At 67.0% G+C, this 23,046-nt stretch carries 27 protein-coding genes; 6 read left to right on the top strand and 21 right to left on the bottom strand.

What is annotated here, in order from left to right; all coding sequences use genetic code 11:
* Position 1: 1 nt before the first annotated feature.
* Genes cyoE through WT97_RS13630 form a run of 4 tightly spaced genes read right to left on the bottom strand, consistent with a single transcriptional unit; the run spans position 2 to position 3,448 of the window.
* A complete protein-coding gene (gene cyoE, locus WT97_RS13645; RefSeq protein WP_059506586.1) occupies positions 2–904 on the bottom strand; it encodes a heme o synthase in 903 nt (300 codons plus the stop codon).
* 8 nt (positions 905–912) lie between these two features.
* A complete protein-coding gene (locus tag WT97_RS13640; protein WP_059506584.1) occupies positions 913–2,025 on the bottom strand; it encodes a heme A synthase in 1,113 nt (370 codons plus the stop codon).
* Positions 2,026–2,050: 25 nt separating this feature from the next.
* The gene (locus WT97_RS13635) at positions 2,051–2,677 is read right to left on the bottom strand and encodes a hypothetical protein (protein WP_060353620.1); all 627 of its coding nucleotides are present in this window, start codon (positions 2,675–2,677) and stop codon (positions 2,051–2,053) included.
* Between the two features lie 60 nt (positions 2,678–2,737).
* Entirely contained in the window at positions 2,738–3,448 is a 711-nt protein-coding gene (locus WT97_RS13630; RefSeq protein ID WP_034208450.1) for an SURF1 family protein, read from the bottom strand.
* An 84-nt stretch (positions 3,449–3,532) separates the two neighbouring features.
* On the opposite strand from WT97_RS13630, the gene WT97_RS13625 reads away from it, so the two are divergent.
* The gene (locus WT97_RS13625; protein WP_006752055.1) at positions 3,533–3,742 is read left to right on the top strand and encodes a twin transmembrane helix small protein; all 210 of its coding nucleotides are present in this window, start codon (positions 3,533–3,535) and stop codon (positions 3,740–3,742) included.
* A gap of 182 nt (positions 3,743–3,924) precedes the next feature.
* On the opposite strand, the gene WT97_RS13620 is transcribed toward WT97_RS13625, so the two are convergent.
* The 8 genes from WT97_RS13620 to WT97_RS13590 all read right to left on the bottom strand — a co-directional run bounded on the left by WT97_RS13620 (position 3,925) and on the right by WT97_RS13590 (position 11,007).
* Positions 3,925–4,782 carry a cytochrome c oxidase subunit 3 gene (locus tag WT97_RS13620; protein WP_034208451.1) on the bottom strand — a complete coding sequence of 286 codons (858 nt, stop codon included), beginning with the start codon at positions 4,780–4,782 and terminating at the stop codon, positions 3,925–3,927.
* A 151-nt stretch (positions 4,783–4,933) separates the two neighbouring features.
* Positions 4,934–5,134, bottom strand: a complete 201-nt coding sequence (locus WT97_RS13615) for a DUF2970 domain-containing protein (RefSeq protein ID WP_027785505.1) — start codon at positions 5,132–5,134, stop codon at positions 4,934–4,936.
* Positions 5,135–5,150: 16 nt separating this feature from the next.
* Positions 5,151–5,759 (bottom strand): cytochrome c oxidase assembly protein, encoded by a 609-nt coding sequence (locus tag WT97_RS13610; RefSeq protein WP_012329268.1) that lies wholly within the window; start codon positions 5,757–5,759, stop codon positions 5,151–5,153.
* A gap of 35 nt (positions 5,760–5,794) precedes the next feature.
* Positions 5,795–5,935 carry a cytochrome oxidase small assembly protein gene (locus tag WT97_RS34560; RefSeq protein ID WP_006486385.1) on the bottom strand — a complete coding sequence of 47 codons (141 nt, stop codon included), beginning with the start codon at positions 5,933–5,935 and terminating at the stop codon, positions 5,795–5,797.
* Between the two features lie 92 nt (positions 5,936–6,027).
* Positions 6,028–7,635, bottom strand: a complete 1,608-nt coding sequence (ctaD, locus tag WT97_RS13605) for a cytochrome c oxidase subunit I (protein WP_006477731.1) — start codon at positions 7,633–7,635, stop codon at positions 6,028–6,030.
* Between the two features lie 43 nt (positions 7,636–7,678).
* Positions 7,679–9,265 carry a cytochrome c oxidase subunit II gene (coxB, locus tag WT97_RS13600; protein ID WP_060035696.1) on the bottom strand — a complete coding sequence of 529 codons (1,587 nt, stop codon included), beginning with the start codon at positions 9,263–9,265 and terminating at the stop codon, positions 7,679–7,681.
* 56 nt (positions 9,266–9,321) lie between these two features.
* Positions 9,322–9,846 carry a DUF2244 domain-containing protein gene (locus WT97_RS13595; RefSeq protein WP_052100358.1) on the bottom strand — a complete coding sequence of 175 codons (525 nt, stop codon included), beginning with the start codon at positions 9,844–9,846 and terminating at the stop codon, positions 9,322–9,324.
* 195 nt (positions 9,847–10,041) lie between these two features.
* Positions 10,042–11,007 (bottom strand): methyltransferase domain-containing protein, encoded by a 966-nt coding sequence (locus tag WT97_RS13590; protein ID WP_059506577.1) that lies wholly within the window; start codon positions 11,005–11,007, stop codon positions 10,042–10,044.
* An 81-nt stretch (positions 11,008–11,088) separates the two neighbouring features.
* Here WT97_RS13590 and WT97_RS13585 point away from each other — a divergent pair, with 81 nt between their 5' ends.
* Entirely contained in the window at positions 11,089–11,886 is a 798-nt protein-coding gene (locus tag WT97_RS13585) for a ComF family protein (RefSeq protein ID WP_059795488.1), read from the top strand.
* Between the two features lie 101 nt (positions 11,887–11,987).
* On the top strand, positions 11,988–12,458 hold the full coding sequence (gene trmL, locus WT97_RS13580) for a tRNA (uridine(34)/cytosine(34)/5-carboxymethylaminomethyluridine(34)-2'-O)-methyltransferase TrmL (RefSeq protein ID WP_059506573.1): 471 nt from the start codon (positions 11,988–11,990) through the stop codon (positions 12,456–12,458).
* A gap of 10 nt (positions 12,459–12,468) precedes the next feature.
* On the opposite strand, the gene WT97_RS13575 is transcribed toward trmL, so the two are convergent.
* From WT97_RS13575 to WT97_RS13555, 5 genes are all read right to left on the bottom strand, one after another.
* Entirely contained in the window at positions 12,469–13,002 is a 534-nt protein-coding gene (locus tag WT97_RS13575; protein WP_060353619.1) for an O-acetyl-ADP-ribose deacetylase, read from the bottom strand.
* A 91-nt stretch (positions 13,003–13,093) separates the two neighbouring features.
* Positions 13,094–14,092: an NAD(P)H-dependent glycerol-3-phosphate dehydrogenase gene (locus tag WT97_RS13570; RefSeq protein WP_059795484.1), complete on the bottom strand. Its 999-nt coding sequence runs from the start codon at positions 14,090–14,092 to the stop codon at positions 13,094–13,096.
* Positions 14,093–14,117: 25 nt separating this feature from the next.
* Entirely contained in the window at positions 14,118–14,612 is a 495-nt protein-coding gene (gene secB, locus WT97_RS13565; protein ID WP_059506567.1) for a protein-export chaperone SecB, read from the bottom strand.
* Positions 14,613–14,719: 107 nt separating this feature from the next.
* On the bottom strand, positions 14,720–14,980 hold the full coding sequence (gene grxC / locus WT97_RS13560; protein ID WP_006477722.1) for a glutaredoxin 3: 261 nt from the start codon (positions 14,978–14,980) through the stop codon (positions 14,720–14,722).
* On the bottom strand, positions 14,977–15,399 hold the full coding sequence (locus tag WT97_RS13555) for a rhodanese-like domain-containing protein (protein WP_059506565.1): 423 nt from the start codon (positions 15,397–15,399) through the stop codon (positions 14,977–14,979). The genes grxC and WT97_RS13555 overlap by 4 nt, the downstream gene beginning before the upstream one ends.
* 134 nt (positions 15,400–15,533) lie before the next feature.
* On the opposite strand from WT97_RS13555, the gene gpmA reads away from it, so the two are divergent.
* The 3 genes from gpmA to WT97_RS13540 all read left to right on the top strand — a co-directional run bounded on the left by gpmA (position 15,534) and on the right by WT97_RS13540 (position 18,995).
* Positions 15,534–16,280, top strand: a complete 747-nt coding sequence (gpmA, locus tag WT97_RS13550) for a 2,3-diphosphoglycerate-dependent phosphoglycerate mutase (protein WP_059506563.1) — start codon at positions 15,534–15,536, stop codon at positions 16,278–16,280.
* Between the two features lie 268 nt (positions 16,281–16,548).
* Entirely contained in the window at positions 16,549–18,138 is a 1,590-nt protein-coding gene (locus WT97_RS13545; protein WP_060353618.1) for a S41 family peptidase, read from the top strand.
* A 104-nt stretch (positions 18,139–18,242) separates the two neighbouring features.
* Entirely contained in the window at positions 18,243–18,995 is a 753-nt protein-coding gene (locus WT97_RS13540; RefSeq protein WP_059795482.1) for a molybdopterin-synthase adenylyltransferase MoeB, read from the top strand.
* A 68-nt stretch (positions 18,996–19,063) separates the two neighbouring features.
* On the opposite strand, the gene ptsP is transcribed toward WT97_RS13540, so the two are convergent.
* From ptsP to gshB, 4 genes are all read right to left on the bottom strand, one after another.
* Positions 19,064–20,836 carry a phosphoenolpyruvate--protein phosphotransferase gene (ptsP, locus tag WT97_RS13535; RefSeq protein ID WP_059506695.1) on the bottom strand — a complete coding sequence of 591 codons (1,773 nt, stop codon included), beginning with the start codon at positions 20,834–20,836 and terminating at the stop codon, positions 19,064–19,066.
* Positions 20,837–21,037: 201 nt separating this feature from the next.
* Entirely contained in the window at positions 21,038–21,307 is a 270-nt protein-coding gene (locus tag WT97_RS13530) for an HPr family phosphocarrier protein (protein WP_059506557.1), read from the bottom strand.
* A gap of 73 nt (positions 21,308–21,380) precedes the next feature.
* Positions 21,381–21,851: a PTS sugar transporter subunit IIA gene (locus tag WT97_RS13525; RefSeq protein ID WP_034208464.1), complete on the bottom strand. Its 471-nt coding sequence runs from the start codon at positions 21,849–21,851 to the stop codon at positions 21,381–21,383.
* 231 nt (positions 21,852–22,082) lie between these two features.
* Complete coding sequence (gshB, locus tag WT97_RS13520; RefSeq protein WP_059795481.1) at positions 22,083–23,039, bottom strand: glutathione synthase; 957 nt, start codon at positions 23,037–23,039, stop codon at positions 22,083–22,085.
* Positions 23,040–23,046 lie beyond the last annotated feature (7 nt).

The following is a 23,046-nucleotide window of genomic DNA, read 5'->3' as shown; positions in this document are numbered from 1 at the left end:
GTTACACGCCGAGCAGCGGGCGTGCATAGTGATCGACGAGCAGCGCCGCGAACAGCAGCGACAGATAGACGATCGAGTAGCGGAAGGCCTTGCGGGCGAGCTCGTCCGAATAGTCGCGATGGATCTTCCACGCATATGCGAGAAACACCGCGCCGAGCAGCACCGCGCTCGTCAGGTAGACGGCCCCGCTCATCCCGGAAATGAACGGCATCAGCGCGACCGCGAACAGGATCACCGTATACAGCAGGATGTGCAGGCGCGTGAACTTCTCGCCGTGCGTGACGGGCAGCATCGGCAGCCCGGCGTTCTCGTAATCCTTGCGGCGATAGAGCGCGAGCACCCAGAAATGCGGCGGCGTCCAGACGAAGATGATCAGCACGAGGATCCACGCGTCGCCCGGCACCGCGCCGGTGACCGCCGCCCAGCCGAGCGCCGGCGGCATCGCGCCCGACGCGCCGCCGATCACGATGTTCTGCGGCGTCATCGGCTTGAGCAGCAGCGTGTAGATCACCGCGTAGCCGACGAACGTCGCGATCGTCAGCCACATCGTCAGCGGGTTCGTGAACGTATAGAGCGTCCATGCGCCGACGCTGCCGAGCACGGCCGAGAACAGCAGGATCTGCGGCGTCGTGATCTCGCCGCGCGCGGACGGGCGCCACGCGGTGCGGCGCATCATCGCGTCGATCTTCTGCTCGACGAGGCAGTTGATCGCGAACGCGGCGCCGGCCAGCAGCCAGATGCCGACGGTGCCGCCGATCAGCACATGCCACGGCACCATGCCCGGTGTCGCGAGGAACATGCCGATCACCGCGCAGAACACCGCGAGCTGCGTGACACGCGGCTTCGTCAGCGCCATGTACTGGGAAAAGCGGCTACCGGGCGATTGGGAGAGGGTGCTTTGCATGGGGGCGGTCACGCCGGGGCGGCGTCGCGCGCAGGCTGCGCGACACGGCCGGGGCGGCTTGAAAGGATGCGAAAGTTTAACATGACGACGAGCAGCAACAGGATCGCGGCCCCGCCGTTGTGCGCGACCGCGACCGGCAGCGGCCACTGCAGCACGATGTTGGTCAGGCCCGTCACGAACTGCAGCAGGACGACCAGCAGCACGCCGTTCGCGGGCCGCCGCAGCGATTCGAAGCGGCGCATCTTCAGCGCGAACGCGACCAGATAAGCGACCACGACGAACGCGAACGTGCGGTGCGTCCAGTGGATCGCGACCAGCGCGTCCTGCGTGATCGCGTCGCCGTCCTTCGTCATCCCGAGCGCGCGCCACAGGTGGAAGCCGTGCTGGAAATCCATCGGCGGAATCCACTGGCCGTTGCAGGTCGGGAAGTCGGTGCACGCGAGCACCGCGTAGTTGGTGCTGACCCAGCCGCCGAGCGCGATCTGCACGACCAGCAGCACGAGCGCCGCGAGCGCGGCCGCCCGGTAACGCCCGGCCTCCGGGTCATGCGACGGCAGCGGCGTCTGCCGCGCCGCGAGCCAGCCCAGCGTGCCGAGCAGCGTGAGGCCGAGCAGCAGGTGGATCGTGACGATCACCGGCTGCAGCTTCATCGTGACCGTCCATGCGCCGAACGCGCCCTGCACGAGGATCAGCAGCAGCAGGCTCGTCGGCCACCACGGCGACACGTGCAGCGGGCGGCGGCGCAGCCGCGCGGCCCACGCGATCGCCACCTGCGCGATGATCAGCACGCCGATCGCCATCGCGAAATAGCGGTGGATCATCTCGATCCACGCCTTCGTCATGCTGACCGGCCCGGTCGGCATCGCCTGGTGCGCGGCCGTGATCGCCGCATGCGCGATGAACGGCGACGACGTGCCGTAGCAGCCGGGCCAGTCGGGGCAGCCGAGCCCCGAATCGGTCAGCCGCGTGAAGCCGCCGAACATCACGAGGTCGAGGGTTAGGAACGTGGTGATCCACACGAGCTTGCGGAACTTGTCGTCGTCGGCCTTCACCCACACGTACGACAGCGGCAGCAGTGCGATGCACAGGCCGATCAGGCCGAGTTGCAGTAGATACGACATCGGAATGGTGCCTCGTCCTCTTGCCTCAACCGATGCTCGACCACTTCAGCAGCTTCGTCACGTCCGACTTGATCTTGCTGGGATTCGGGTCTTTCGGGAAACGCATCATCAGGTTGCCGTTCGGGTCGACCATGTAGATGTGGTCGCTGTCCTTCGTGCCGGCATCGGCCGGCAGCCACGCGGCCACCGCGGCCGGATCCGCGACGAGCCGGCGCGTGTCCGGATACGCGTCCAGCACCTTTTGCGGCGTCGGGCCCGCATCGCTGCGCAGCCATACCATCGTGATCCGGTGCCGTTCGCCCGCCTGCGTGACGCGGATCTGGCGCATGAAATAGAGCTTGCGCGCGCAGGCGTCGTCGCACGCGCTGCGGTCGGTCATCACGAACAGCCAGACACCGCGCAGCGACGACAGCGGCACCGTCTTGCCGGTTTCGTCGGTGACCTGCAGATCCGCCGGGATCGGGCGCTGCGGCTCGATCAGCGTGCCGTAATTCGTCGATCCACCCTTCGGCTTGATCACGTAATAGGTGAAGTACGACGCGATCATCGGTGCGGCGCACACGAGACCCAGCAGCACGAGCATCCAGCGGCCGCGCTTGCGGGCCTCGGGCGACATCGGCGCTGCGGCCGGACCTTGACGGGAAGATTGCATGGACAAATCAGACCTCTCGAAACGAACCCGCGGCGCCGGCGCCGCGTCCTGGCATGACGCTCACGCGCCGGTCGACTTCTTCGCCGCACGCCGCGCGGCGTACAGGCCGAAGCCGAGCGCGGCCGCCGCCATCGCCCACCACTGAAACATATAACCGTAATTGCGCTCGACGCCGGTCGTCGCCGCCGGCCAGTCGCGCACGAGCTTGTCGCCGTCGTCGCTCGTCTGCTGGATCACGAACGGCTGCAGCGGCAGCCCGGTTTCCTTCGCATACGCGGCGACGTCGAGGTTCTGGCGGATCTTCTGGTGCGCGGCCGACCCGCCTTCGCCGAGCTCGAACGCGCGCGACGCATCGGCGCGCGCGATGCCGACGATCTCGACCTCGCCCGCCGGCGTCGCGAACGGCTCGATCGCCGTGCGATCGGCGATGTTGCGCGGCAGCCAGCCGCGATTCACGAGCACGACGCCGCCGCCCGTGAGTTTAAACGGCATCACGACGTAAAAACCCGGCTGGTCGTTATACGGCCGATTGTCGAGGAACACCGCTTGCTCGGGCATGAAACGGCCTTTCGCCCGCACGCGGTGAAACTCGATCGACGCGAGCGGAACCGGCTGCGCGCCGAGATCGACCGGCGCCGCCTGCTCGTAGCGCGCGATGCTCGCCTGCAGCGCCTCCTTCTGGTGCGCACGGTCGCGTTGCCAGAAACCGAGACGGATCGTGACGGCGACGACGACGAGGATCAGCAGCGCAGGCAGCCAGCGAATCTTCATCGTGCGGCCCGCCCAGCACGTGCGCGAAAGCGAAGTGCGATAATTATCCTCTTCCTTTCGAATTGCCGTCGTCCGGTTCGTGTCATGCACATACTCGTTCCCATCGCCTTCGTCCTCATCATTGCCAGCATGGGCTCGGCGCTCTACTTCATGATGCACGACCGCGGCCATACGAAGCGCATGGTCTGGTCGCTCGCCACCCGCGTCGGGTTGTCGGTGTCGCTGTTCCTGTTCATCCTGTTCGCGAACTGGATGGGCTGGATCCATTCGACCGGCCTGCCGATCGGACGTTGATGCCGTTGCCGCGCCGGCTGCCGCGACCGCTGTGACATTTCGCCGCACGGCCGCGCCACCAAGCAAAAGCGCCGCCTGACTGAGTCGCGGCGGCGCCGGGGCGGTGTCGGCCGCGGCTTCGCCGCCGCGCCCGCACACCAATGAAAACGGCCCGCGCATCGCTGCGCGGGCCGTTTTTCCATTTACAGCCAGTAGACGACGACGTACAGGCCGAGCCAGACGACGTCGACGAAGTGCCAGTACCACGCGGCGCCTTCGAACGCGAAGTGATGATCGGGCTTGAAGTGGCCGCGGATCATCCGCACCAGCACCACCGCGAGCATCGTGCCGCCGAGGAACACGTGGAAGCCGTGGAAGCCGGTCAGCAGGAAGAACGTCGAACCGTACACGCCCGAGTTCAGCGTCAGGTTCAGTTCGTTGTACGCGTGGTAGTACTCGAAGCCCTGCAGGAACAGGAAGCAGATCCCGAACACGAGCGTCGCGGCCAGCCACGCAATCGCCTTCTTGCGATGATCGTCGCGCAGCGCGTGGTGCGAGATCGTCAGCGTCACGCCCGACGACAGCAGGAGCGCGGTGTTCAGCGTCGGGATCGGCCACGGGCCCATCGTCTTGAAGTGACCGGCGAGCGCGGCGGGGCCTTCGTTCGGCCACACGGCGGAGAAGTCCGGCCAGATCAGCTTGTAGTCGAGGCTGCCGAGCTGGTGCAGCGCGATTTCACGCGCATAGAACAGCGCGCCGAAGAACGCGCCGAAGAACATGACTTCCGAGAAGATGAACCAGCTCATGCTCCAGCGGTACGACTTGTCGACGTTCTTGCCGTAATGACCGCCTTCCGATTCGGCGATCGCGTCGCCGAACCAGTGATACAGCGTGAAGAGCAACCACAGCAGGCCGAGCAGCGCCGTAAACGGCGCCCAGTCGTGACCGTTGATCCACAGCGCTACCGACCCGAGCATGACCAGCAGGCCGATGGCCGCGCTGATCGGATGCTGCGACGGATGCGGCACGAAATAGTACGGGGTCTGGTTTTGACCGCTCATGCTTGATTCTCCACTTCAGTCCAATTTGTGTACCGGAAACGCTCCGGCTTTATTTCTTGCGCGGCGAGACTGCCGCCGCTCTTTCCTGCACGCCGCGCCGTGGCGCCGCGCACTGCATTCTTTCGTGGCCGCGGGCCGCCAGCCGCGCGCCTCAGCCCACGACGGCACGCACGATCAGGATCAGCACGCCGATGAACACGCCGGCCGCGATCAACGCGACGATCAGCACGTGCAGCGGATTGAGCTGCGTCGCATCGGCCTCCAGGTCGCGCCGCTTGCGCACCCCGAAGAACGACCACAGCACCGCTCTCAGCGCCTGACCGAACGTTCCGCTCCGCTTGACCTCCGTCATCGCCCCGCCTCCGTCTTCATGCGTCCGGCTTCGCCGCACCCTGCGCCGCCGTACTGCGCTGCGCCGGTGCCGGCGTGGCCGGTGTATTCAGTTCGAAGAACGTGTACGACAACGTGATCGTCTTTACGTCCTTCGGCAATTTCGGGTCGATCACGAACACCACCGGCATCTTGCGCGACTCGTTCGCGGTCAGCGTCTGCTGCGTGAAGCAAAAGCACTCGATCTTCTTGAAGAACTCCGTCGCCTGCTTCGGCGCGTAGCTCGGAATCGCCTGCGCCACGACCGGCCGGCCCTGCCCGTTCGTCACGTCGTACACGATCGTCGTCAGTTCGCCCGGATGCACGTCGAGACTGTTGTGCTCCGGCTTGAACCCGAGCGGCCCGCGTGCGTTCGCGTCGAACTCGACCGACACCGTGCGGCTATAGTCGACCTGCGAGTTCTTCACCTCGCGCTCGCTGACATCGCGCTGCACCAGGTTGTTGATGCCGGTGATCTGGCAAATCGCCCGATACATCGGGATCAGCGCGAAGCCGAAACCGAACATCAACCCGGCCACGACGAAGAGCTTCACCAGCATCGAACGATTGAACGCACGATCCACGGCGCCCTCTTCCGGCTTCGACATACGACGACTTCCTCGCTACTGCGTCAATTACTGCATCAGTGGGTGGACAGCCACCACTGCTTGATCACGACACCCACGAAAAAAACGGCGGCGATGACGAGCAGGGTGAGGCCGAGCCGCTTGTTGCCCGCGCGGATCTGCTCGGGCGTTCGTCTTTCTTGTGGATTCCGGGTCATCTGCAACTTCGCTGAAACTTCGCTGATCCATCGATTCGGCGCCCGCCGCTGCCTGCCTGTGCGGCAGGCAGCGGCGGAACGCCGGGTGACACTTACTCGACGTGCGGCGGTTGCTCGAACGTGTGGAAGGGAGCCGGGCTCGGCACCGTCCACTCGAGGCCGGTCGCGCCGTCCCACGGCTTGTCCGATGCCTTTTCCAGCTCGCCGCCGCCGCGGTAGGCCGGCAGCGCGACCGCGAACAGGAAGTACACCTGCGCGAGGCCGAAGCCGAATGCGCCGATCGTCGCCACCTGGTTGAAGTCCGTGAACTGCGCCGGGTAGTCCGCATAGCGGCGCGGCATGCCCGCGAGACCGACGAAGTGCATCGGGAAGAACGTCAGGTTGAAGAAGATCATCGACGCCCAGAAGTGGATCTTGCCGCGCGTCTCGTTGTACATCCAGCCCGTCCACTTCGGCGCCCAGTAGTACCAGCCCGAGAACAGCGCGAACAGCGAGCCGGCCACCAGCACGTAGTGGAAGTGCGCGACCACGAAGTAGGTGCCGTGATACTGGATGTCGAGCGGCGCCATCGCGAGCATCAGGCCCGTCAGGCCGCCGAACGTAAACACGAACAGGAAGCCGATCGCGAACAGCATCGGCGTTTCGAACGTCATCGAGCCGCGCCACATCGTCGCGAGCCAGTTGAACACCTTCACGCCCGTCGGCACCGCGATCAGCATCGTCGCGTACATGAAGAACAGCTGGCCGGTGACCGGCATGCCCGTGGCGAACATGTGGTGCGCCCAGACCATGAACGACAGGATCGCGATCGACGCCGTCGCGTACACCATCGAGCTGTAGCCGAACAGCGTCTTGCGCGCGAACGCCGGGATCACCTGCGACACGATCCCGAACGCCGGCAGAATCATGATGTACACCTCGGGGTGGCCGAAGAACCAGAAGATGTGCTGGTACATCACCGGGTCGCCGCCGCCTGCCGCGTTGAAGAACGACGTGCCGAAGTGGCGGTCGAACAGCACCATCGTGATCGCGCCTGCCAGAACCGGCATCACGGCGATCAGCAGGTACGCAGTGATCAGCCACGTCCACGCGAACATCGGCATCTTCATCAGCGTCATGCCCGGTGCGCGCATGTTCAGGATCGTCACGACGATGTTGATCCCGCCCATGATCGACGACGCGCCCATGATGTGGACCGCGAAGATCGCGAAGTCCATGCCCGGGCCCATCTGCGTCGACAGCGGTGCGTACAGCGTCCAGCCGGCGGCCGTCGCGCCGCCCGGCGCGAAGAACGAACCGACCAGCAGCACGGCCGCGACCGGCAGCAGCCAGAAGCTGAAGTTGTTCATGCGCGCGAACGCCATGTCGGATGCGCCGATCTGCAGCGGAATCATCCAGTTCGCGAAGCCGACGAAGGCCGGCATGATCGCGCCGAACACCATGATCAGGCCGTGCATCGTCGTGAGTTCGTTGAAGAACTCCGGACGCATGATCTGCAGGCCCGGCTCGAACAGCTCGGCACGGATGCCGAGCGCCATCACGCCGCCCGACAGGAACATGATGAACGAGAACAGCAGGTACAGCGTACCGATGTCCTTGTGGTTGGTGGCGAACAGCCAGCGACGCCAGCCGTGCGGGGCTTCGTGCGCGTGGTCGTCGTGCGCGTGGTCCGCGGCTACGTCGTGCCCGATGCTAGACATGAGAATCTCCTAATGCGAATACGTCGACTAACTCAGCGACACGTCAAGCCGCCGGGCCGATCTCGACACGCCGGGCTTCCTTCGCGTCAGCCCCGCCCGTGATCGTTTCCGGCTTTTTGAGAATGATGTGGTCTTCCGCCACGCCTGCTGCCTTCAGCGCATCGCGCACGGCCTGGGCCCGATGCTTCGCCAGTTCGGCGTTCGCGTCGGCCGAGCCGGTCTTGTCGGTGAAGCCCGACAGCGCGAGCTTCGCGTCCGGATGCGCCTTCGCATAGTCGACCGCAGCGGCGATCGCCGCCTTTGCGTCGGCCGGCAGCACGCTCTTGCCCGTCTCGAAGTAGATCGTCGACAGTGCGGCCGATGCCGCTGCCGCCGGCTGCTCGGCGCCCGACGCGGCTTGCGCCGGTGCCGAAGCCGCTTCTGCCGGTGCCGCGCCCGCCGTGTCTTCCGGCATCTTGCCGTTGCGTGCGTCGGCCACTTGCTTCGGCTGCAGCAGGTCGTTCTTGTGGTTGCCCCACGAGTTGCGTTCGTACGTGACGACCGAGGCGATGTCGAGGTCCGACAGCGATGCCCACGACGGCATCGCGCCCTTGCCGTGCAGCACGCGCTCGACGTGGGCCGCGATCGGGCCGTTCACGATCGGGCTGCCGTCCATCGCCGGGAACGCGCCGAGGCCCTTGCCGTTCACCTGGTGGCAGGCCGCGCAGTTCGCCTTGTACACTTCCTCGCCGTGCGCGACGAGTTCGGCCATCGTGTAGACCTTGTTCGGATCGACCGCCGCGCTGGCGAGCTTCGCCTTCTGCGCGGTGACCCACTTCGCGTAGTCGTCGTCCGACAGGACTTCGACCACGACCGGCATGTACGCGTGTTCCTTGCCGCACAGCTCGGTACAGAAACCGCGGAACGTCCCGACCTTGTCGGCCTTGAACCACGTATCGCGCACGAAGCCGGGGATCGCATCCTGCTTCACGCCGAACGCGGGCACGTACCACGAGTGGACGACGTCGTTCGCGGTCGTGATGATGCGGATCTTCTTGTTGACCGGCACGACGAGCGGATTGTCGACTTCCTGCAGATAGGTGTCGGTGATCGGCTTCTTGCCCATCACTTCGTCGCGCGGGGTGGTCAGCGTCGACAGGAAACCGATGCCCTCGCCCGGGCCCTTCACGTAGTCGTAGCCCCACTTCCACTGGTAGCCGGTGACCTTGATCGTGAGATCGGCGTTCGTCGTGTCCTTCATCGCGACGACGGCCTTCGTCGCCGGCAGCGCCATCAGCACGACGATGACGAACGGCACGATCGTCCAGATGATCTCGACGGTCGTGCTTTCATGGAAATTGGCGGCCTTGTGGCCCTTGGATTTGCGGTGCGCGAAGATCGAATAGAACATCACGCCGAACACGCCGACGAAGATCACCGTACACAGGATCAGCATCATCGTGTGGAGATCGTAGAGCTCCTCGGCGATTTTCGTGACCGGCGGCTGAAAGTTGATCTCGTTGACACGGGGGCCGCCCGGGCTATCACCGACCGCCAGGGCCGCACCGGCAAAGAGCAATCCGCTGCATGCCAGCACGCCCGCGAGGGCTCGCTTGATTGTTTTCATAGCATCCTTACCCAAAATTTCCATTCAAACCCTCCCCCGTCGCAAGCCGCCGGCCCGTTCCGGCCGATGGCTGCGCCTCGTCAGCCGCAGCGCCTGAGCGACACGCGCAGTTCGTCGGCGAACTGCGCACGCTTGTACTGCGCGAGATGCTGCCCGATTACGACGGTCTGCCCGCGCGACACCAGCCGAATCGGATCGCGTGGCGTCGCACCCGGCTCGACCCGCACCCAGCGCGGGTTGAATTCGATCTGCGTGAGCCGCTCCGCATCCATCCGCTCGATCACGAGCCGGTGCGGAAACAGCCTGATGCGCTCGTAATCGACCGCATGGCGAGCATAGATCGCAAATGCGACACCCACCGCCAGCAACTCGATGCCGGTGAAGGGCATGACGAGCCAGGCCCCTCTCCACATCAGCAACGCCGCGATCGCCAGCGAGAAGCCCGCGAGCGACGCGTAAAACAGCACGAACTGGCGTGGCGACACCGAACAGTTGCGTTTCATGAGCCAATCTTCGAGGATCGGTTCGCTGTCCGCCGTCTCCGCCAAAACCCTCGCTGCTTCCATCGCCGCCTCACGCGAATGGCATGCGATGCATGCCTGCATCGGACTCGTCGCCCCGTATTGCGGGGACCCCGGGACGACAAGCTGACGCATTATAGGCGGGTTCAATGGCATCCACAAGCAAGCGCCTATCGCCCGCCAAGCCAAGCGCGACAAGCTTTTCGGCCGTTTTAGCCGCCAATTCGACCCCGCTTTGCGCCGCTAATTTCAGACATAACAAAACCCCTCTTTACCGCTTTACCGATTCTTCGGACGCCCCTTGCCGATGTCCTCGATGCGCACGATCCCGTGCCCTTCCGCGGTCGTGCGCGGCACGGCCTTCCACGCGTGGCCGTAGATCACCTCGAAGGTCAGCGGAATGGTGCCGTCCTCGCGCCGGCGCGCGTCCAGCGCGTCGCCGAGCGCCGCGCGAAAGCGCCGCGTCGCGTGCCGCGGCACCGTGCGCTCGAACGGATAGGCGCCCCAGCGGCGCACGTCGGCCAGCAGGGAATCGGCGGATTTGTAGGTGACGGTCAGCACTTCCTGGTCCATCACGGGAATCTCGAAGCCGCTCTCGACGAGCATGTCGCCGAGGTCGTGCATGTCGACGAAATCGATCACACGCGCGGCGGGCGGCGCGATGCCGAGCGCCGCTTCGGCGTCCGCGCAGGCCGCGCGCAGCTCGCGCAGCGTGTCGGGGCCGAGCGTGCTGAACATCAGGAGCCCGTTCACGCGCAGCACGCGCTGCCATTCGGGGAAGACGGTATCGGGACGCGAATGCCAGTGGAGCGCGAGATTCGACCAGATCAGATCGAACGCGCCGCCCGGGAACGGCAGCGCGGCGAAGTCGGCCTGCGCGACGCGCGGGCCGCGCTGGCCCAGCGCCCGGCCGAGCGACGCCGGCAGCCAGCGGCGCCAGGAGGTCTGCTCGACTTCGCGCTGACCGGCCCGCGCGAGCATTGCGCCGGACAGGTCCACGCCGAACACCGGCGCTTCCGGAAAGCGCGCGCGCAGCGCCGGGAGATCGTCGCCCGGGCCGCAGCCCGCATCCAGCACGGCCGCGGGGCTCACCTTGATGTATTCGAGGCGCTCGTTCATCCGCTGCGCGATCTCGCGCGGCAGGAACGCAACCGCATCGAACGTGGCGGCACGGCGGTCGAAGATCCGCCGCAGGCGCCTGGCGTCATTGGCCGGACGGCCGGTTGAAGTCGAAGCTGGGGACATGTCGGGCACACTGGCGAAGAGCCCGAAGTATACTCGCTCGCCTCGCAAGCTTCATTGAGGCGGCATGCCAGGAGTGTTGCGATGGTCCGCGGTTCCGCCGAACGCTCGGTGCGCGTCGTTTTGTCGCACGTCGGAACATGGGTCGCGCGCGTTGCCGCGGTCGCGTTGCCGAACCGGTGCGCACTATGCGGCAATTTGTCACACATCGTGATTTGCGGCGCCTGCGATGCCGCGTACTGGAATGAAGCGCGGCTGCGCTGCGACGTCTGCGCGCTGCCGCTCGGCGTCGGGCACGCGCGATCGTCCGGCGGCAGTCGCCCCGGCGCCGGCCGCGCGGCCGCGTACCGGTGCGACGCGTGTCGCACCGCGCCGCCGCCGTTCGACGCGACGCTCGCGCTCGCCGATTACCGCGCGCCGCTCGACGGGCTCGCGCGCGGCCTGAAGTTTCATGCGCGGCTCGCGCTCGGCGGCGAATTCGCGGCCCGGCTCGCACGGCTGGTCGACGATACGCGTGATGCGCGCGGCTTCGACCTCGTCGCGCCGGTGCCGCTGTCGCACCGGCGGCTCGTCGCGCGGGGCTACAACCAGGCGTGGGCGATCGCGCGTCCGCTCGCGCGCAGGCTCGGCGTGCGGGCGGAGGCTGCCTTGCTCGCGCGCGTCGCCGACACCGCGCCGCAGTCGCGGCTCGACCGGCACGCACGACGCGACAACGTGATGGCGGCTTTCGCGGTGGCAGGCAGCGTCGCCGGTCGCCACATCGCGCTCGTCGACGACGTGATGACGTCCGGCGCGACGCTCGCGGCGGCCGCGCAGGCGTTGAAGGCGGCGGGCGCCGCGCGCGTGACGAATCTGGTTGCGCTGCGCACCGCCAGGGATTAATTAGATAGAGAAGCCGGTCGCCCGCGTGCGGCCGTCACGAACCGGCCGGCCGGATGCACGCGCGCGCTGCGCCGCTCCGGCCGCCCCAGCCCAACCGAAACATGTTCAACGTCGTTCTCGTCGCCCCCGAAATTCCGCCGAACACCGGCAACGTGATCCGCCTGTGCGCGAACACCGGCGCGCGCCTGCACCTGATCGAGCCGCTCGGCTTCCCGCTCGACGACGCGCGGATGCGTCGCGCCGGCCTCGACTATCACGAATATGCGCAGATGCGCGTGCACCGCGACTGGGACGCGTTCGTCGCCGCCGAAGCGCCGGAGCCTGCGCGGATGTTCGCGTTCACGACGCGCGGCTCGGGCCGCTTCCACGATCGTGCGTTCCTGCCCGGCGACTGGTTCGTGTTCGGCTCCGAAACGCGCGGCCTGCCCGCCGAGCTGCTCGAACGCTTTCCGAACGAACAGCGCGTGCGCCTGCCGATGCGGCCGGACAACCGCAGCCTGAACCTGTCGAACACGGTCGCGGTGGTCGTGTTCGAGGCGTGGCGTCAGGCCGGCTTCGAAGGCGGCGCATGACGCGCGACGTTCAGCGCGGCTCGATCCGCGCGAGCCGCGCGCGATACAGGTCGTAAATGTCGGACGAGAAGCACGCGAACACCACGCGTGCGAGAGTCGGCGCCTGCGGCAGCATTTCGATCACCGTGCCGACTGCGATGTCGACGGCCTGCTCGGCCGGATAGCGGTAAATCCCGCAACTGATCGCCGGAAACGCGATCGACGTCGCGGCAACCTCTTCGGCCAGCTCGATCGCGCGCCGGTAGCACGATGCAAGCAGCTCGGCCTCGCCGCGCGCGCCGCCATACCATACCGGGCCGACCGCATGAATCACATAGCGCGCCGGCAACCCGTGGCCGCGCGTGAGCTTCGCGTCGCCGGTGTCGCAGCCGCCGAGCGTGCGGCACTCGGCGAGCAGGCCGGGACCGGCCGCGCGGTGAATCGCGCCGTCGACGCCGCCCCCGCCGAGCAGCGAGCCGTTCGCGGCGTTGACGATCGCATCGACGTCGAGCGTCGTGATGTCGACGACCTGCGCATCGAGCGCGGTGGAATGGATTTGCAGCATGACGACCTCGCGGAACGCAGGAGACGCTTCAAGCGTAGTCCGCTTTGGCGCCGCGTGCCCGGCGCACCCGTGCCGGGCGATCCGGCCGGGCCTACTCCGCGCGCGCGTCGCGGCGCAGCAGACCGCTGACCGCGTCGCGCGGCGCGATGCCGTCGAACAGCACGCCGCACACCGCTTCCGTGATCGGCATTTCGATCGACTGCGCGCGCGCGAGCGCCAGCACGGCCTGCGCGCAGCGCACGCCTTCGGCCACGTGGCCGAGCGCGCCGAGGATGTCGTTCAGCGTGCGGCCGGCCGCCAGTTGCAGGCCGACCGTGCGGTTGCGCGACAGGTCGCCCGTCGCGGTGAGGATCAGGTCGCCGAGGCCCGTGAGGCCCGTGAAGGTTTCCGCGCGGCCGCCGAGCGCCACGCCGAGCCGCGACATTTCGGCGAGGCCACGCGTGATCAGCGCGGCGCGCGCGTTCAGCCCGAGACCGAGCCCGTCGGAAATGCCGGTCGCGATCGCCAGCACGTTCTTCACTGCGCCGCCGACCTCGACACCGACCACGTCGTCGCCCGTATAGATCCGCATCGCGCCGTGATGGAACGCGGCGAGCGTGCGCTCGCGGCATTCGACCGACGTGCTCGCCACCGTCAACGCGACGGGCAGCGACTGTCCGACCTCGCGCGCGAAGCTCGGCCCCGACAGCACGCCGTTGCTCCGCTGTTCGGGCAGCTCGGCCGCGATCACCCGATGCGGCAGCAGATGCGTGTCGGCCTCGAAGCCCTTGCAGACCCAGACGATGTGCGCGGGCACGCAGCCTGCGTCGCGCATCGCGCGACACAGCGTGCGCAGCCCGGCCACCGGCGCGGCGATCACGCACAGCGCATCGTCCGCGGCGCCATGCGCGAGCGCGGCGCCGAGATCGGCGTCGTAGCGCAGCGCGTCAGGCAGCGCGATGCCGTCCAGATAGCGGGAATTTTCGTGCCGGGCCTGCAGCCCGGCGATGAGCGCGGCGTCGCGCGCCCACAAAAGCGTATCGTGCCGCGCGGCCAGATGGCCCGCGAGCGCGGTGCCCCAAGCACCGGCGCCGAGAACGGCTACTTTCATACCCAGCACCGGTCCGAGCGAAACGTCAGTTCAGCGTCGTGCCATTCGGCGCGCCGTTCGGCGCACCTGCTGCGCCGCCGGCCTGCTGCTGAAGCTGCGCGAGACGCTGCTCGTACAGCGCCTGGAAGTTGATTTCCGCCAGGTGGATCGGCGGGAAGCCGGCACGCGTGATCGCGTCGGCAATGTTCGAGCGCAGGTACGGGAACAGGATCGTCGGGCACGCGATGCCGACGAGCGGGTCGAGCTGTTCGTCCGGAATGTTGCGAATGTCGAAAATGCCGGCCTGCTTCGCTTCGATCAGGAACGCGACCTTGTCCTTCACCTTCGCGGTGACGGTACCCGACACGACGACTTCGAAGACGCTTTCCGCGAGGCGGTCGGCCTTGACGTCGACTTCGACTTCAACCGACGGCATGTCCTGCTCGAGGAAGATCGCCGGCGAATTCGGCTGCTCGAGCGACATATCCTTCAGGTAGACGCGCTGGATGTTGAAGAACGGTTGGTTTTCGACGTCGGACATGGTGTTTCCCTAAAAGTGGTGACGGGGCGGCCCGGCTGTGCGCCGGCCGCCACGGATGAATCCTGCGCGCCCAAGCCGCGGCGCGGCCGGCGGCCATTCTGCCCTAATCAGGCCGCTTGCAGAAGCGGCACGAGGCCGCCTTCGCGGTCGAGCTTCGACAGATCGTCGTAGCCGCCGACGTGCGTGTCGCCGATATAGATCTGCGGCACCGTGCGGCGCCCCGTGCGCGTCATCATTTCCTCGCGGCGGGCCGGATCGCGGTCGATCAGCACCTTTTCGATCTGCTCGACACCGCGCAGCTTCAGCAGGCGCTCGGCCTGCATGCAATACGGACACACCTGCGTGCTGTACATCAAAACCTTGTTCACTTCGCCACTCCTTGTTTGACGACCGGCATCCCGGCCTGCTGCCAGGCGGCCACGCCGCCTTCGAGCACGTGCACCTCGGCGTAACCCGCCGCCTCGACCTCGCGCGCCGCCTTCTGCGACTGCTGGCCGTTCTGGCAGACGAGCAGCACCGGGGTGCTCTTGTTCTTCGCGACCTGCGCAATTTTCGCGCCGATCTCGCCCGCCGCGACCTGACGCGCCGACGGCAGGTGGCCGGCGGCGAAATCGGACGCGGCGCGCAGGTCGATCACGACCGCGTTGCGACGGTTGATGAGCTGCGTCGCCTCCGCGGCGGACAGGCCGCCGCGACCGCGGCGCAGGGCGGGCCATGCGAGCAGGCCACCGGAAACCACCAGGATCGCGATCAGGGCCAGGTTGGTGTAATTGGTAAAGAACGTCACGGAATTCCGCCGAAAGAAGAGAAATCGGATGAGGACAATCCCGCCATTATAAAATAACCGCCTTGCGCGATGGCGGGCCCGGTCCGGGCGCCGCGCGACGCGCCCCGCTTCCCTTCACTACCGACCGCAGATCCATGTACAAACTCGTTCTCATCCGCCACGGCGAATCGACGTGGAACAAGGAAAACCGCTTCACCGGCTGGGTCGACGTCGACCTGACCGAACAGGGTCGCAACGAGGCCTACCAGGCCGGCGAATTGCTCAAGGAGGCCGGCTACACGTTCGACATCGCGTATACGTCGGTGCTCAAGCGCGCGATCCGCACGCTGTGGCACGTGCAGGACAAGATGGATCTGATGTACCTGCCGGTCGTCCACTCGTGGCGCCTGAACGAGCGCCACTACGGCGCGCTGTCGGGCCTGAACAAGGCGGAAACGGCCGCGAAGTTCGGCGACGAGCAGGTGCTCGTGTGGCGCCGCAGCTACGACACGCCGCCGCCCGCGCTCGAGCCGACCGACGAGCGCGCGCCGTTCGACGATCCGCGCTATGCGAAGGTGCCGCGCGAGCAATTGCCGCTCACCGAGTGCCTGAAGGACACGGTCGCGCGCGTGCTGCCGCTGTGGAACGAATCGATCGCGCCGGCGGTGCGCGCCGGCAAGCAGGTGCTGATCGCCGCGCACGGCAATTCGCTGCGCGCGCTGATCAAGTATCTCGACGGCATCTCGGACAGCGACATCGTCGGCCTGAACATCCCGAACGGCGTGCCGCTCGTCTACGAACTCGACGAGAACCTGAAGCCGATCACGCACTATTACCTCGGCGACCAGGAAGCGATCGCGCAGGCGCAGGCCGCCGTCGCGAAGCAGGGCAAGGCGGGCTGACGCCCGGCGCGGCGGGCAAGCCGCGTTCCGCCGCGGCGTGCCGGGCCCGGCCTCGAACCCCTGGGCCGCACGCCGCGCGAACCTTCGCGGCCCTGCCGCGGTCGAATCCGCTTTCGAACCCCGCAGCGCGCCCGGCGGTGCCTCGCCGGGCCCTCTGCGGCCTTTTCGACGCTTTTCGCGCCGTTCCACTGAGTTATCGGACGAACAGTTATACTTGTCCGCTACATCCCCGCTACCGCCACGCGCTTCCCGACCGCACCAGATCTCTATGCGAATGAATTTGAAGAACATCGGCCTGATTGCCGCGGGCCTCGCCACGGGCGTGTTCGCCACGCTGCAGGTTTCCGCATCGGCCGAGCAGACCGCCACGGCGCCGCTTCCCCTCGACCAGCTCCGCCTGTTCGCGGAAGTATTCGGGCAGATCAAGCGCGAGTACGTCGAACCGGTCGACGACAAGAAGCTGCTGACGGCCGCGATCAAGGGCATGGTGTCGAGCCTCGATCCGCACTCGTCGTTCCTCGACAAGACCGACTATGACGAGCTCCAGGAACAGACGAAGGGCCGCTTCGCCGGCCTCGGCATCGAGATCTCGCAGGAAGACGGCCTCGTCAAGGTGATCTCGCCGATCGAGGATACCCCCGCGTTCCGCGCCGGCATCCGTCCGGGCGACCTGATCACCCGCATCAACGACAAGCCGGTGCGCGGCATGACGCTCGACAAGGCCGTGAAGCAGATGCGCGGCGAGCCGGGTACCAAGGTCACGCTGACGATCTTCCGCAAGAGCGACGACCGCACGTTCCCGGTCACGGTCACGCGCGCGATCATCAAGGTCCAGAGCGTGAAGATGAAGATGCTCGATCCGGGCTACGCGTATGTCCGCATCACGAGCTTCCAGGAGCGCACGACGCCGGATCTCGCGCAGAAGCTGCAGGACATCGCGCGCCAGCAACCGAATCTGAAGGGCCTCATCCTCGACCTGCGCAACAACGGCGGCGGCCTGCTGCAGAGCGCGGTCGGCGTGGCCGGCGCGTTCCTGCCGCCCGACTCGGTCGTCGTGTCGACCAACGGCCAGATCCCCGATTCGAAGCAGGTCTACCGCGATACGTACGACAACTATCGCCTGCCGTCCTTCGACGGCGATCCGCTGAAGAACCTGCCGCCGATCTTCAAGACCGTGCCGATGATCGTGCTGACGAACGCGTATTCGGCGTCCGCGTCGGAAATCGTCGCCGGTGCGCTGCAGGATTCGAAGCGCGCGCAGATCATGGGCAAGACGACGTTCGGCAAGGGCTCGGTGCAGACGGTCCGCCCGATGACGGCCGACACCGCGCTGCGCCTGACCACCGCGTACTACTACACGCCGAGCGGCCGTTCGATCCAGAACAAGGGCATCACGCCGGACGTGCCGGTCGATCAGTACGCGGACGGCGATCCGGACGACGTGCTCGTCACGCGCGAGGTCGACTATTCGAACCACCTCGCGAACACGCAGGACCCGAACGAGAAGAAGGAGCAGGAAGAGCGCGATCAGCGCCGGATGGATCAGCTACGCGTCCTCGAAGAGCAGAACGACAAGAAGACGCCGGAGCAGCGCCAGAAGGATCGCGATCGCAAGCCGATCGAGTTCGGCAGCGCCGACGACTTCATGATGCAGCAGGCGCTCAACAAGCTCGAAGGCAAGCCGGTCCAGGAATCGAAATCGCTGCTCGCCGAGAGCGTGACGAAGAGCCCGGCCGGCAAGGCCGCCGCGGCCGCGAAGGCATCGGGCGCGAGCGCCGCGAAGCCGGCATCCGCACCGAAGCCGGCATCCGCACCGAAGCCGGCATCCGCACCGAAGCCGGCATCCGCGCCGAAGTAAGCGCCGGCCGGCATCCGACGGGCCATCGCGGGAAGACCGCGATGGCCCGTTTTTCATGCGCGCCTAAAATAACGAACGTCCGCCCGCCTCGCTCACGAGCCCCCATGAACGACGATCAACTCCTTCGCTACTCCCGCCACATCCTCGTCGACGAAATCGGCATCGACGCGCAACAGCGCTTTCTCGACGCGCATGCGATCGTCGTCGGCGCGGGCGGCCTCGGCTCGCCGGCCGCGATGTATCTCGCGGCATCGGGGGTCGGCACACTCACGCTCGTCGACGCCGATACGGTCGATCTCACGAACCTGCAGCGGCAGATCCTGCACGTGACGGCATCGGTCGGTCGCAGCAAGGTCGAATCGGGGCGCGACGCGCTCGTGCAACTGAACCCCGAGGTGACGGTGAACGCGGTCGCGGCGCGCGTCGACGATGCGTGGCTCGATGCCCACGTGCCGCATGCGAGCGTCGTGCTCGACTGCACCGACAATTTCGCGACGCGGCACGCGATCAACCGCGCGTGCGTCGCGCACGGCGTGCCGCTCGTGTCGGGCGCCGCGCTGCGCTTCGACGGCCAGATCAGCACGTTCGACTTCCGCGACGCGGCCGCGCCCTGCTATGCGTGCGTGTTCCCGGAAGACCAGCCGTTCGAGGAAGTCGCGTGCGCGACGATGGGCGTGTTCGCGCCGACCGTCGGGATCATCGGCGCGATGCAGGCGGCCGAGGCGCTGCGCGTGATCGGCGGCATCGGCAAGACGCTGAACGGGCGGTTGATGATGCTCGATTCGCTGCGGATGGAATGGACGACGATGAAAATCGCGCGCCAGGCCGATTGCCCGGTATGCAGGGGCCGGCACTGACGCGCGACGGGCATGCGCCAGGCCGCGCATGCGTGACGTTTCGCCATGGTTAGCGGCGGCAAGAACGCCTAGGCAGCCGCATCCGCCCGCGGCTCGGCGACCGACAGCCGCTGCAGCGCCGCCTGCACTTCTTCCGGCTCGAACGCAGCCAGCACGTCGGCCGTCGGCTTCTCGAGCGCCTTCAGGTGTGCGCGCAGGATCTCCTGCTTCACGACGAGCAACTGGCTCGGGTGCATCGAGAATTCGGTGAGCCCCATCCCGAGCAACAGGCGCGTGAGCGCCGGGTCGCCCGCCATCTCCCCGCACACCGACACCGACACGCCCGCGCGCTTCGCTTCGCGCAACGTGTACGCGATCAGGTGCAGCACGGCCGGATGCAGCGGGTCGTACAGGTGCGCGACCGCGTTGTCGGCGCGATCGATCGCGAGCGTGTACTGGATCAGGTCGTTCGTGCCGATCGACAGGAAATCGAAGCGCTTCAGGAACAGCGGCAGCGCGATCGCCGCGGCCGGGATCTCGATCATCGCGCCGAGGCGCACGTTCGGATCGTACGCGAGCCCCGCGTCGTCGAGCTGGCGCTTCGCCTCGCGAATCAGGTCGAGCGTCTGGTCGATCTCCTGCGCGTGCGCGAGCATCGGGATCAGGATCTTCACCTGGCCGAACGCGGACGCGCGCAGGATCGCGCGCAACTGCGTGAGGAACATCTGCGGCTCGGACAGGCTCCAGCGGATCGCGCGCAGGCCGAGCGCCGGGTTCGGCGCCGTTTCGTAGCCTTCGTCGAGCGCCTCGAGCGGCTTGTCCGCGCCGACGTCGATCGTGCGGATCGTCACCGGCATGCCCTTCATCCACTCGACGGCGCGCTTGTACGCGGCGAACTGCTCTTCCTCTTCCGGCATCTCCTTCTGATGCATGAACAGGAACTCGGAGCGGAACAGGCCAACGCCGACCGCGCCGGCCTCGACGGCCGCCTTCGCGTCGTCGGGCAGCTCGATGTTCGCGTACAGGTCGATCTTCGTGCCGCACAGCGTTTGCGTCGGCGAGAACTTCAGGCGCTGCAGCTTGCGTTGCTCCAGCACCTTCTCGGACTGGCGGTACGAATATTCCTCGAGGACGATCGGCGCGGGATCGACGATCACGATGCCCTGGTCGCCGTCGACGATGATCAGGTCGTCCTGGCGGATCAGCGAACTCGCATGCTGCACGCCGACCGCGGCCGGAATGCCGAGGCTGCGAGCGACGATCGCCGTGTGCGACGTGCGGCCGCCGAGATCGGTGACGAACGCCTGGAACGACTGCGTCTTGAACTGCATCATGTCGGCCGGCGCGATGTCGTGCGCGACGACGATCATCTCGTTCGTGCCGTTCCTGGCCGCGCCGTCGAGCGCCTGCGACGCGGACGGCGCACCGGCGAGCGCCTTCAGCACGCGCTCGACCACCTGCTCGATGTCGGCCTTGCGCTCGCGCAGGTATTCGTCCTCGATGTCGTCGAAATGGCGCGTCAGCAGTTCGAGTTGCTCGGTCAGCGCCCATTCGACGTTGTAGCGGCGCGTGCGGATCAGGTCGATGGTTTCCTGCACGAGCATCTCGTCGCTCAGGATCATCGTGTGGACGTCGATGAATGCGCCGACTTCGCTCGGCGTGTCGTCGGTCAGGTCGGCGCGCAGCGCTTCGAGCTCGCGACGCACGACGTCGCGCGCCGTGCGGAATCGCTCCACTTCGGCGTCGGTCTGGTTGGCCTCGATCAGGTAATGGGCGACGTCGAGCGCCGCCGGCGCGATCAGATAGGCTCGCCCGATCGCGATACCTCGTGAGACGGGAATGCCATGCAGCGTGAAGGACACGCGCACCTCCTCTGTACAAGTAAAGCCGCGGCACACTGCTGCGATGCGCTTATGACCCCGGTTAGCGATTATAAATTCCGCGACTCCCCGCTGACTGCATGCAGCGCAGCATTGCGCATTCCGCATCAATGCTTCCGACGAAAAAAATGCCGCGGTATCCGCGGCATTCTGACTGGAAACGGCAATGATTCCGCGTCGCGCTCACTGGCCTTCGCCGAACTTGTCGGCGATCAGCTTCAGCAGCGCGTCCATCGCTTCCCGCTCGTCGGGCCCGTCGGTCTCGATCGTCACGGTGCTGCCGATGCCGGCCGCCAACATCATCACACCCATGATGCTCTTCGCGTTGATCTTGCGCCCGTTGCGTGTCATCCAGACTTCCGACTGGAAGTTGCCGGCCAGTTGCGTAAGCTTGGCCGATGCGCGCGCATGGAGCCCCAATTTATTGACGATGGTGGTTTCTTGTTGAAGCATGATTCTCGGTCGGGTCGGTCGGGACCGCCGGCGGCGCGCGCCGGCGGGTCGGTCTAAAACGGAAAACGGAGGCTCAGTGCGATTCGGTGCGGGGCTGCGGTTCGGGCGGAATCGGCGCGCACTGGCCGCAACCGGTTTCCGACGGCGGCGGCGGCGTGCCGGCCGACACCTCGTGGACGCCCTTCGCGCCGCCGGACAGCGCCTTGTCGACCAGCTTGTCGAGCGGCACGGTGCGGTAGCAGACGGCCCGCACGAGCATCGGCAGGTTCACACCCGCGAGCACGCGCACGTTGTCGAGCTTCGCGAGCTGGCCCGCGATGTTCGCGGGCGTCGCGCCGTACATGTCGGTCAGCACGACCACGCCGTTGTCTTCCCGGAGCCGCGCGAGTTCCGCGTGCGCGAACGCCATCACCTGGGCCGGATCGCTGTCCGCCATCACGTCGATGCAGCCGATGCGGGCGGGCACGCCGCCGTAGATGTGCGCGATGCAGTCCCGCAGCGCGGTGGCGAGCGGCGCGTGCGCGATGATCAGAATCCCGGCCATGTCAGATCGCTCCCGGCCGCCCCTGGCGGGCCGATACCCCGCGGCGGGGCAATGAGCGTAGCGAGTGTGGGGAACGTTTCATGTTCAGCCTTGCAACAGTGTCGGCCCGACCGCCGGGCCTTCGGTGCGCCGATCGCGGCACCGGGCAAGCGGGCATTGTAGCAGGCCGGTCAGGCGGCTCCGGCGACGGGGGGCCTGCGCGGCCGCCGCCGGGGTTGCGCGGAAGGCGGCCTACGCGGCCGCACGCTCCAGCGCGTCGATGAACATCGCGGCGACGTCGAAGCCCGTCTGCTCCATGATCTCGCGGAAGCACGTCGGGCTCGTGACGTTCACCTCGGTCAGCCAGTCGCCGATCGCGTCGAGGCCGACCAGCAGCAGCCCGCGCGACGCAAGCACGGGCCCGAGCGTTGCGGCGATCTCGCGGTCGCGGGCCGTCAACGGCTGCGCGACGCCGAGCCCGCCTGCGGCGAGATTGCCACGCACCTCGCTGCCCTGCGGAATCCGCGCGAGCGAATACGGCACCGGCTCGCCGCCGATCAGCAGGATGCGCTTGTCGCCGGCCTTGATCTCGGGGATGAACTTCTGCGCCATCACCGAGCGCGTGCCGTCGTGGCTCAGCATCTCGACGATCGAGCCGAGATTCATGCCGTCGGGCTTCACGCGGAACACGCCCATCCCGCCCATTCCGTCGAGCGGCTTCAGGATCACGTCGCCGTGCTCGGCATGGAACGCGCGCAGCCGCTTCGCGTCGCGCGTGACGAGCGTCGGCGCGACGAACTGCGGAAATTCGCCGATCGCGAGCTTCTCCGAATGGTCGCGGATCGACTGCGCCCGGTTGAACACGCGCGCGCCGGCGCGCTCGGCCAGCTCGAGCAGCCACGTCGACGTCACGTACTCCATGTCGAACGGCGGATCCTTGCGCATCAGCACCGCGCCGAACGATTCGAGACGGCGCGCATCGACCGGACCCGCGTCGAACCAGGTATCGCGATGCAGGTCGTCCAGTTCGCCGACGAACGTGATGCGCCGCACGTCGGCCTCGACGGCCGAGCCCGTCCACGCGAGGTGGCGCGGTTCGCACGCGTACACCGCATGCCCGCGCCGAGCGGCCTCCGCCATCATCGCGTAGGTCGAATCCTTGTAGATCTTGAAATGCTCGAGCGGGTCGGCGATAAAAAGAATGTCCATGCGGGTC

This window comes from Burkholderia sp. MSMB1459WGS (assembly GCF_001534535.1).
Lineage (GTDB): Bacteria > Pseudomonadota > Gammaproteobacteria > Burkholderiales > Burkholderiaceae > Burkholderia.
Note: the sequence above shows the minus strand (reverse complement) of the source record. Positions and strands in the feature narration are given on the sequence as shown.

Excerpts from the sequence above, each read along its gene's own strand:
- WT97_RS13620 (WP_034208451.1), bottom strand. The coding sequence starts at position 4,782 with ATGAGCGGTCAAAACCAGACCCCGTACTATTTCGTGCCGCATCCGTCG.
- WT97_RS13625 (WP_006752055.1), top strand. The coding sequence starts at position 3,533 with ATGCACATACTCGTTCCCATCGCCTTCGTCCTCATCATTGCCAGCATG.
- WT97_RS34560 (WP_006486385.1), bottom strand. The coding sequence starts at position 5,935 with ATGACCCGGAATCCACAAGAAAGACGAACGCCCGAGCAGATCCGCGCG.
- gshB (WP_059795481.1), bottom strand. The coding sequence starts at position 23,039 with ATGGACATTCTTTTTATCGCCGACCCGCTCGAGCATTTCAAGATCTAC.
- WT97_RS13630 (WP_034208450.1), bottom strand. The coding sequence starts at position 3,448 with ATGAAGATTCGCTGGCTGCCTGCGCTGCTGATCCTCGTCGTCGTCGCC.
- WT97_RS13640 (WP_059506584.1), bottom strand. The coding sequence starts at position 2,025 with ATGTCGTATCTACTGCAACTCGGCCTGATCGGCCTGTGCATCGCACTG.
- WT97_RS13635 (WP_060353620.1), bottom strand. The coding sequence starts at position 2,677 with ATGCAATCTTCCCGTCAAGGTCCGGCCGCAGCGCCGATGTCGCCCGAG.
- cyoE (WP_059506586.1), bottom strand. The coding sequence starts at position 904 with ATGCAAAGCACCCTCTCCCAATCGCCCGGTAGCCGCTTTTCCCAGTAC.
- trmL (WP_059506573.1), top strand. The coding sequence starts at position 11,988 with ATGTTCAACGTCGTTCTCGTCGCCCCCGAAATTCCGCCGAACACCGGC.
- ctaD (WP_006477731.1), bottom strand. The coding sequence starts at position 7,635 with ATGTCTAGCATCGGGCACGACGTAGCCGCGGACCACGCGCACGACGAC.
- gpmA (WP_059506563.1), top strand. The coding sequence starts at position 15,534 with ATGTACAAACTCGTTCTCATCCGCCACGGCGAATCGACGTGGAACAAG.
- WT97_RS13575 (WP_060353619.1), bottom strand. The coding sequence starts at position 13,002 with ATGCTGCAAATCCATTCCACCGCGCTCGATGCGCAGGTCGTCGACATC.
- WT97_RS13590 (WP_059506577.1), bottom strand. The coding sequence starts at position 11,007 with ATGTCCCCAGCTTCGACTTCAACCGGCCGTCCGGCCAATGACGCCAGG.
- secB (WP_059506567.1), bottom strand. The coding sequence starts at position 14,612 with ATGTCCGACGTCGAAAACCAACCGTTCTTCAACATCCAGCGCGTCTAC.
- WT97_RS13595 (WP_052100358.1), bottom strand. The coding sequence starts at position 9,846 with ATGCAGGCATGCATCGCATGCCATTCGCGTGAGGCGGCGATGGAAGCA.
- coxB (WP_060035696.1), bottom strand. The coding sequence starts at position 9,265 with ATGGAAATTTTGGGTAAGGATGCTATGAAAACAATCAAGCGAGCCCTC.
- WT97_RS13525 (WP_034208464.1), bottom strand. The coding sequence starts at position 21,851 with ATGGCCGGGATTCTGATCATCGCGCACGCGCCGCTCGCCACCGCGCTG.
- WT97_RS13540 (WP_059795482.1), top strand. The coding sequence starts at position 18,243 with ATGAACGACGATCAACTCCTTCGCTACTCCCGCCACATCCTCGTCGAC.
- WT97_RS13610 (WP_012329268.1), bottom strand. The coding sequence starts at position 5,759 with ATGTCGAAGCCGGAAGAGGGCGCCGTGGATCGTGCGTTCAATCGTTCG.
- WT97_RS13585 (WP_059795488.1), top strand. The coding sequence starts at position 11,089 with ATGGTCCGCGGTTCCGCCGAACGCTCGGTGCGCGTCGTTTTGTCGCAC.
- WT97_RS13530 (WP_059506557.1), bottom strand. The coding sequence starts at position 21,307 with ATGCTTCAACAAGAAACCACCATCGTCAATAAATTGGGGCTCCATGCG.
- WT97_RS13615 (WP_027785505.1), bottom strand. The coding sequence starts at position 5,134 with ATGACGGAGGTCAAGCGGAGCGGAACGTTCGGTCAGGCGCTGAGAGCG.
- WT97_RS13570 (WP_059795484.1), bottom strand. The coding sequence starts at position 14,092 with ATGAAAGTAGCCGTTCTCGGCGCCGGTGCTTGGGGCACCGCGCTCGCG.
- WT97_RS13545 (WP_060353618.1), top strand. The coding sequence starts at position 16,549 with ATGCGAATGAATTTGAAGAACATCGGCCTGATTGCCGCGGGCCTCGCC.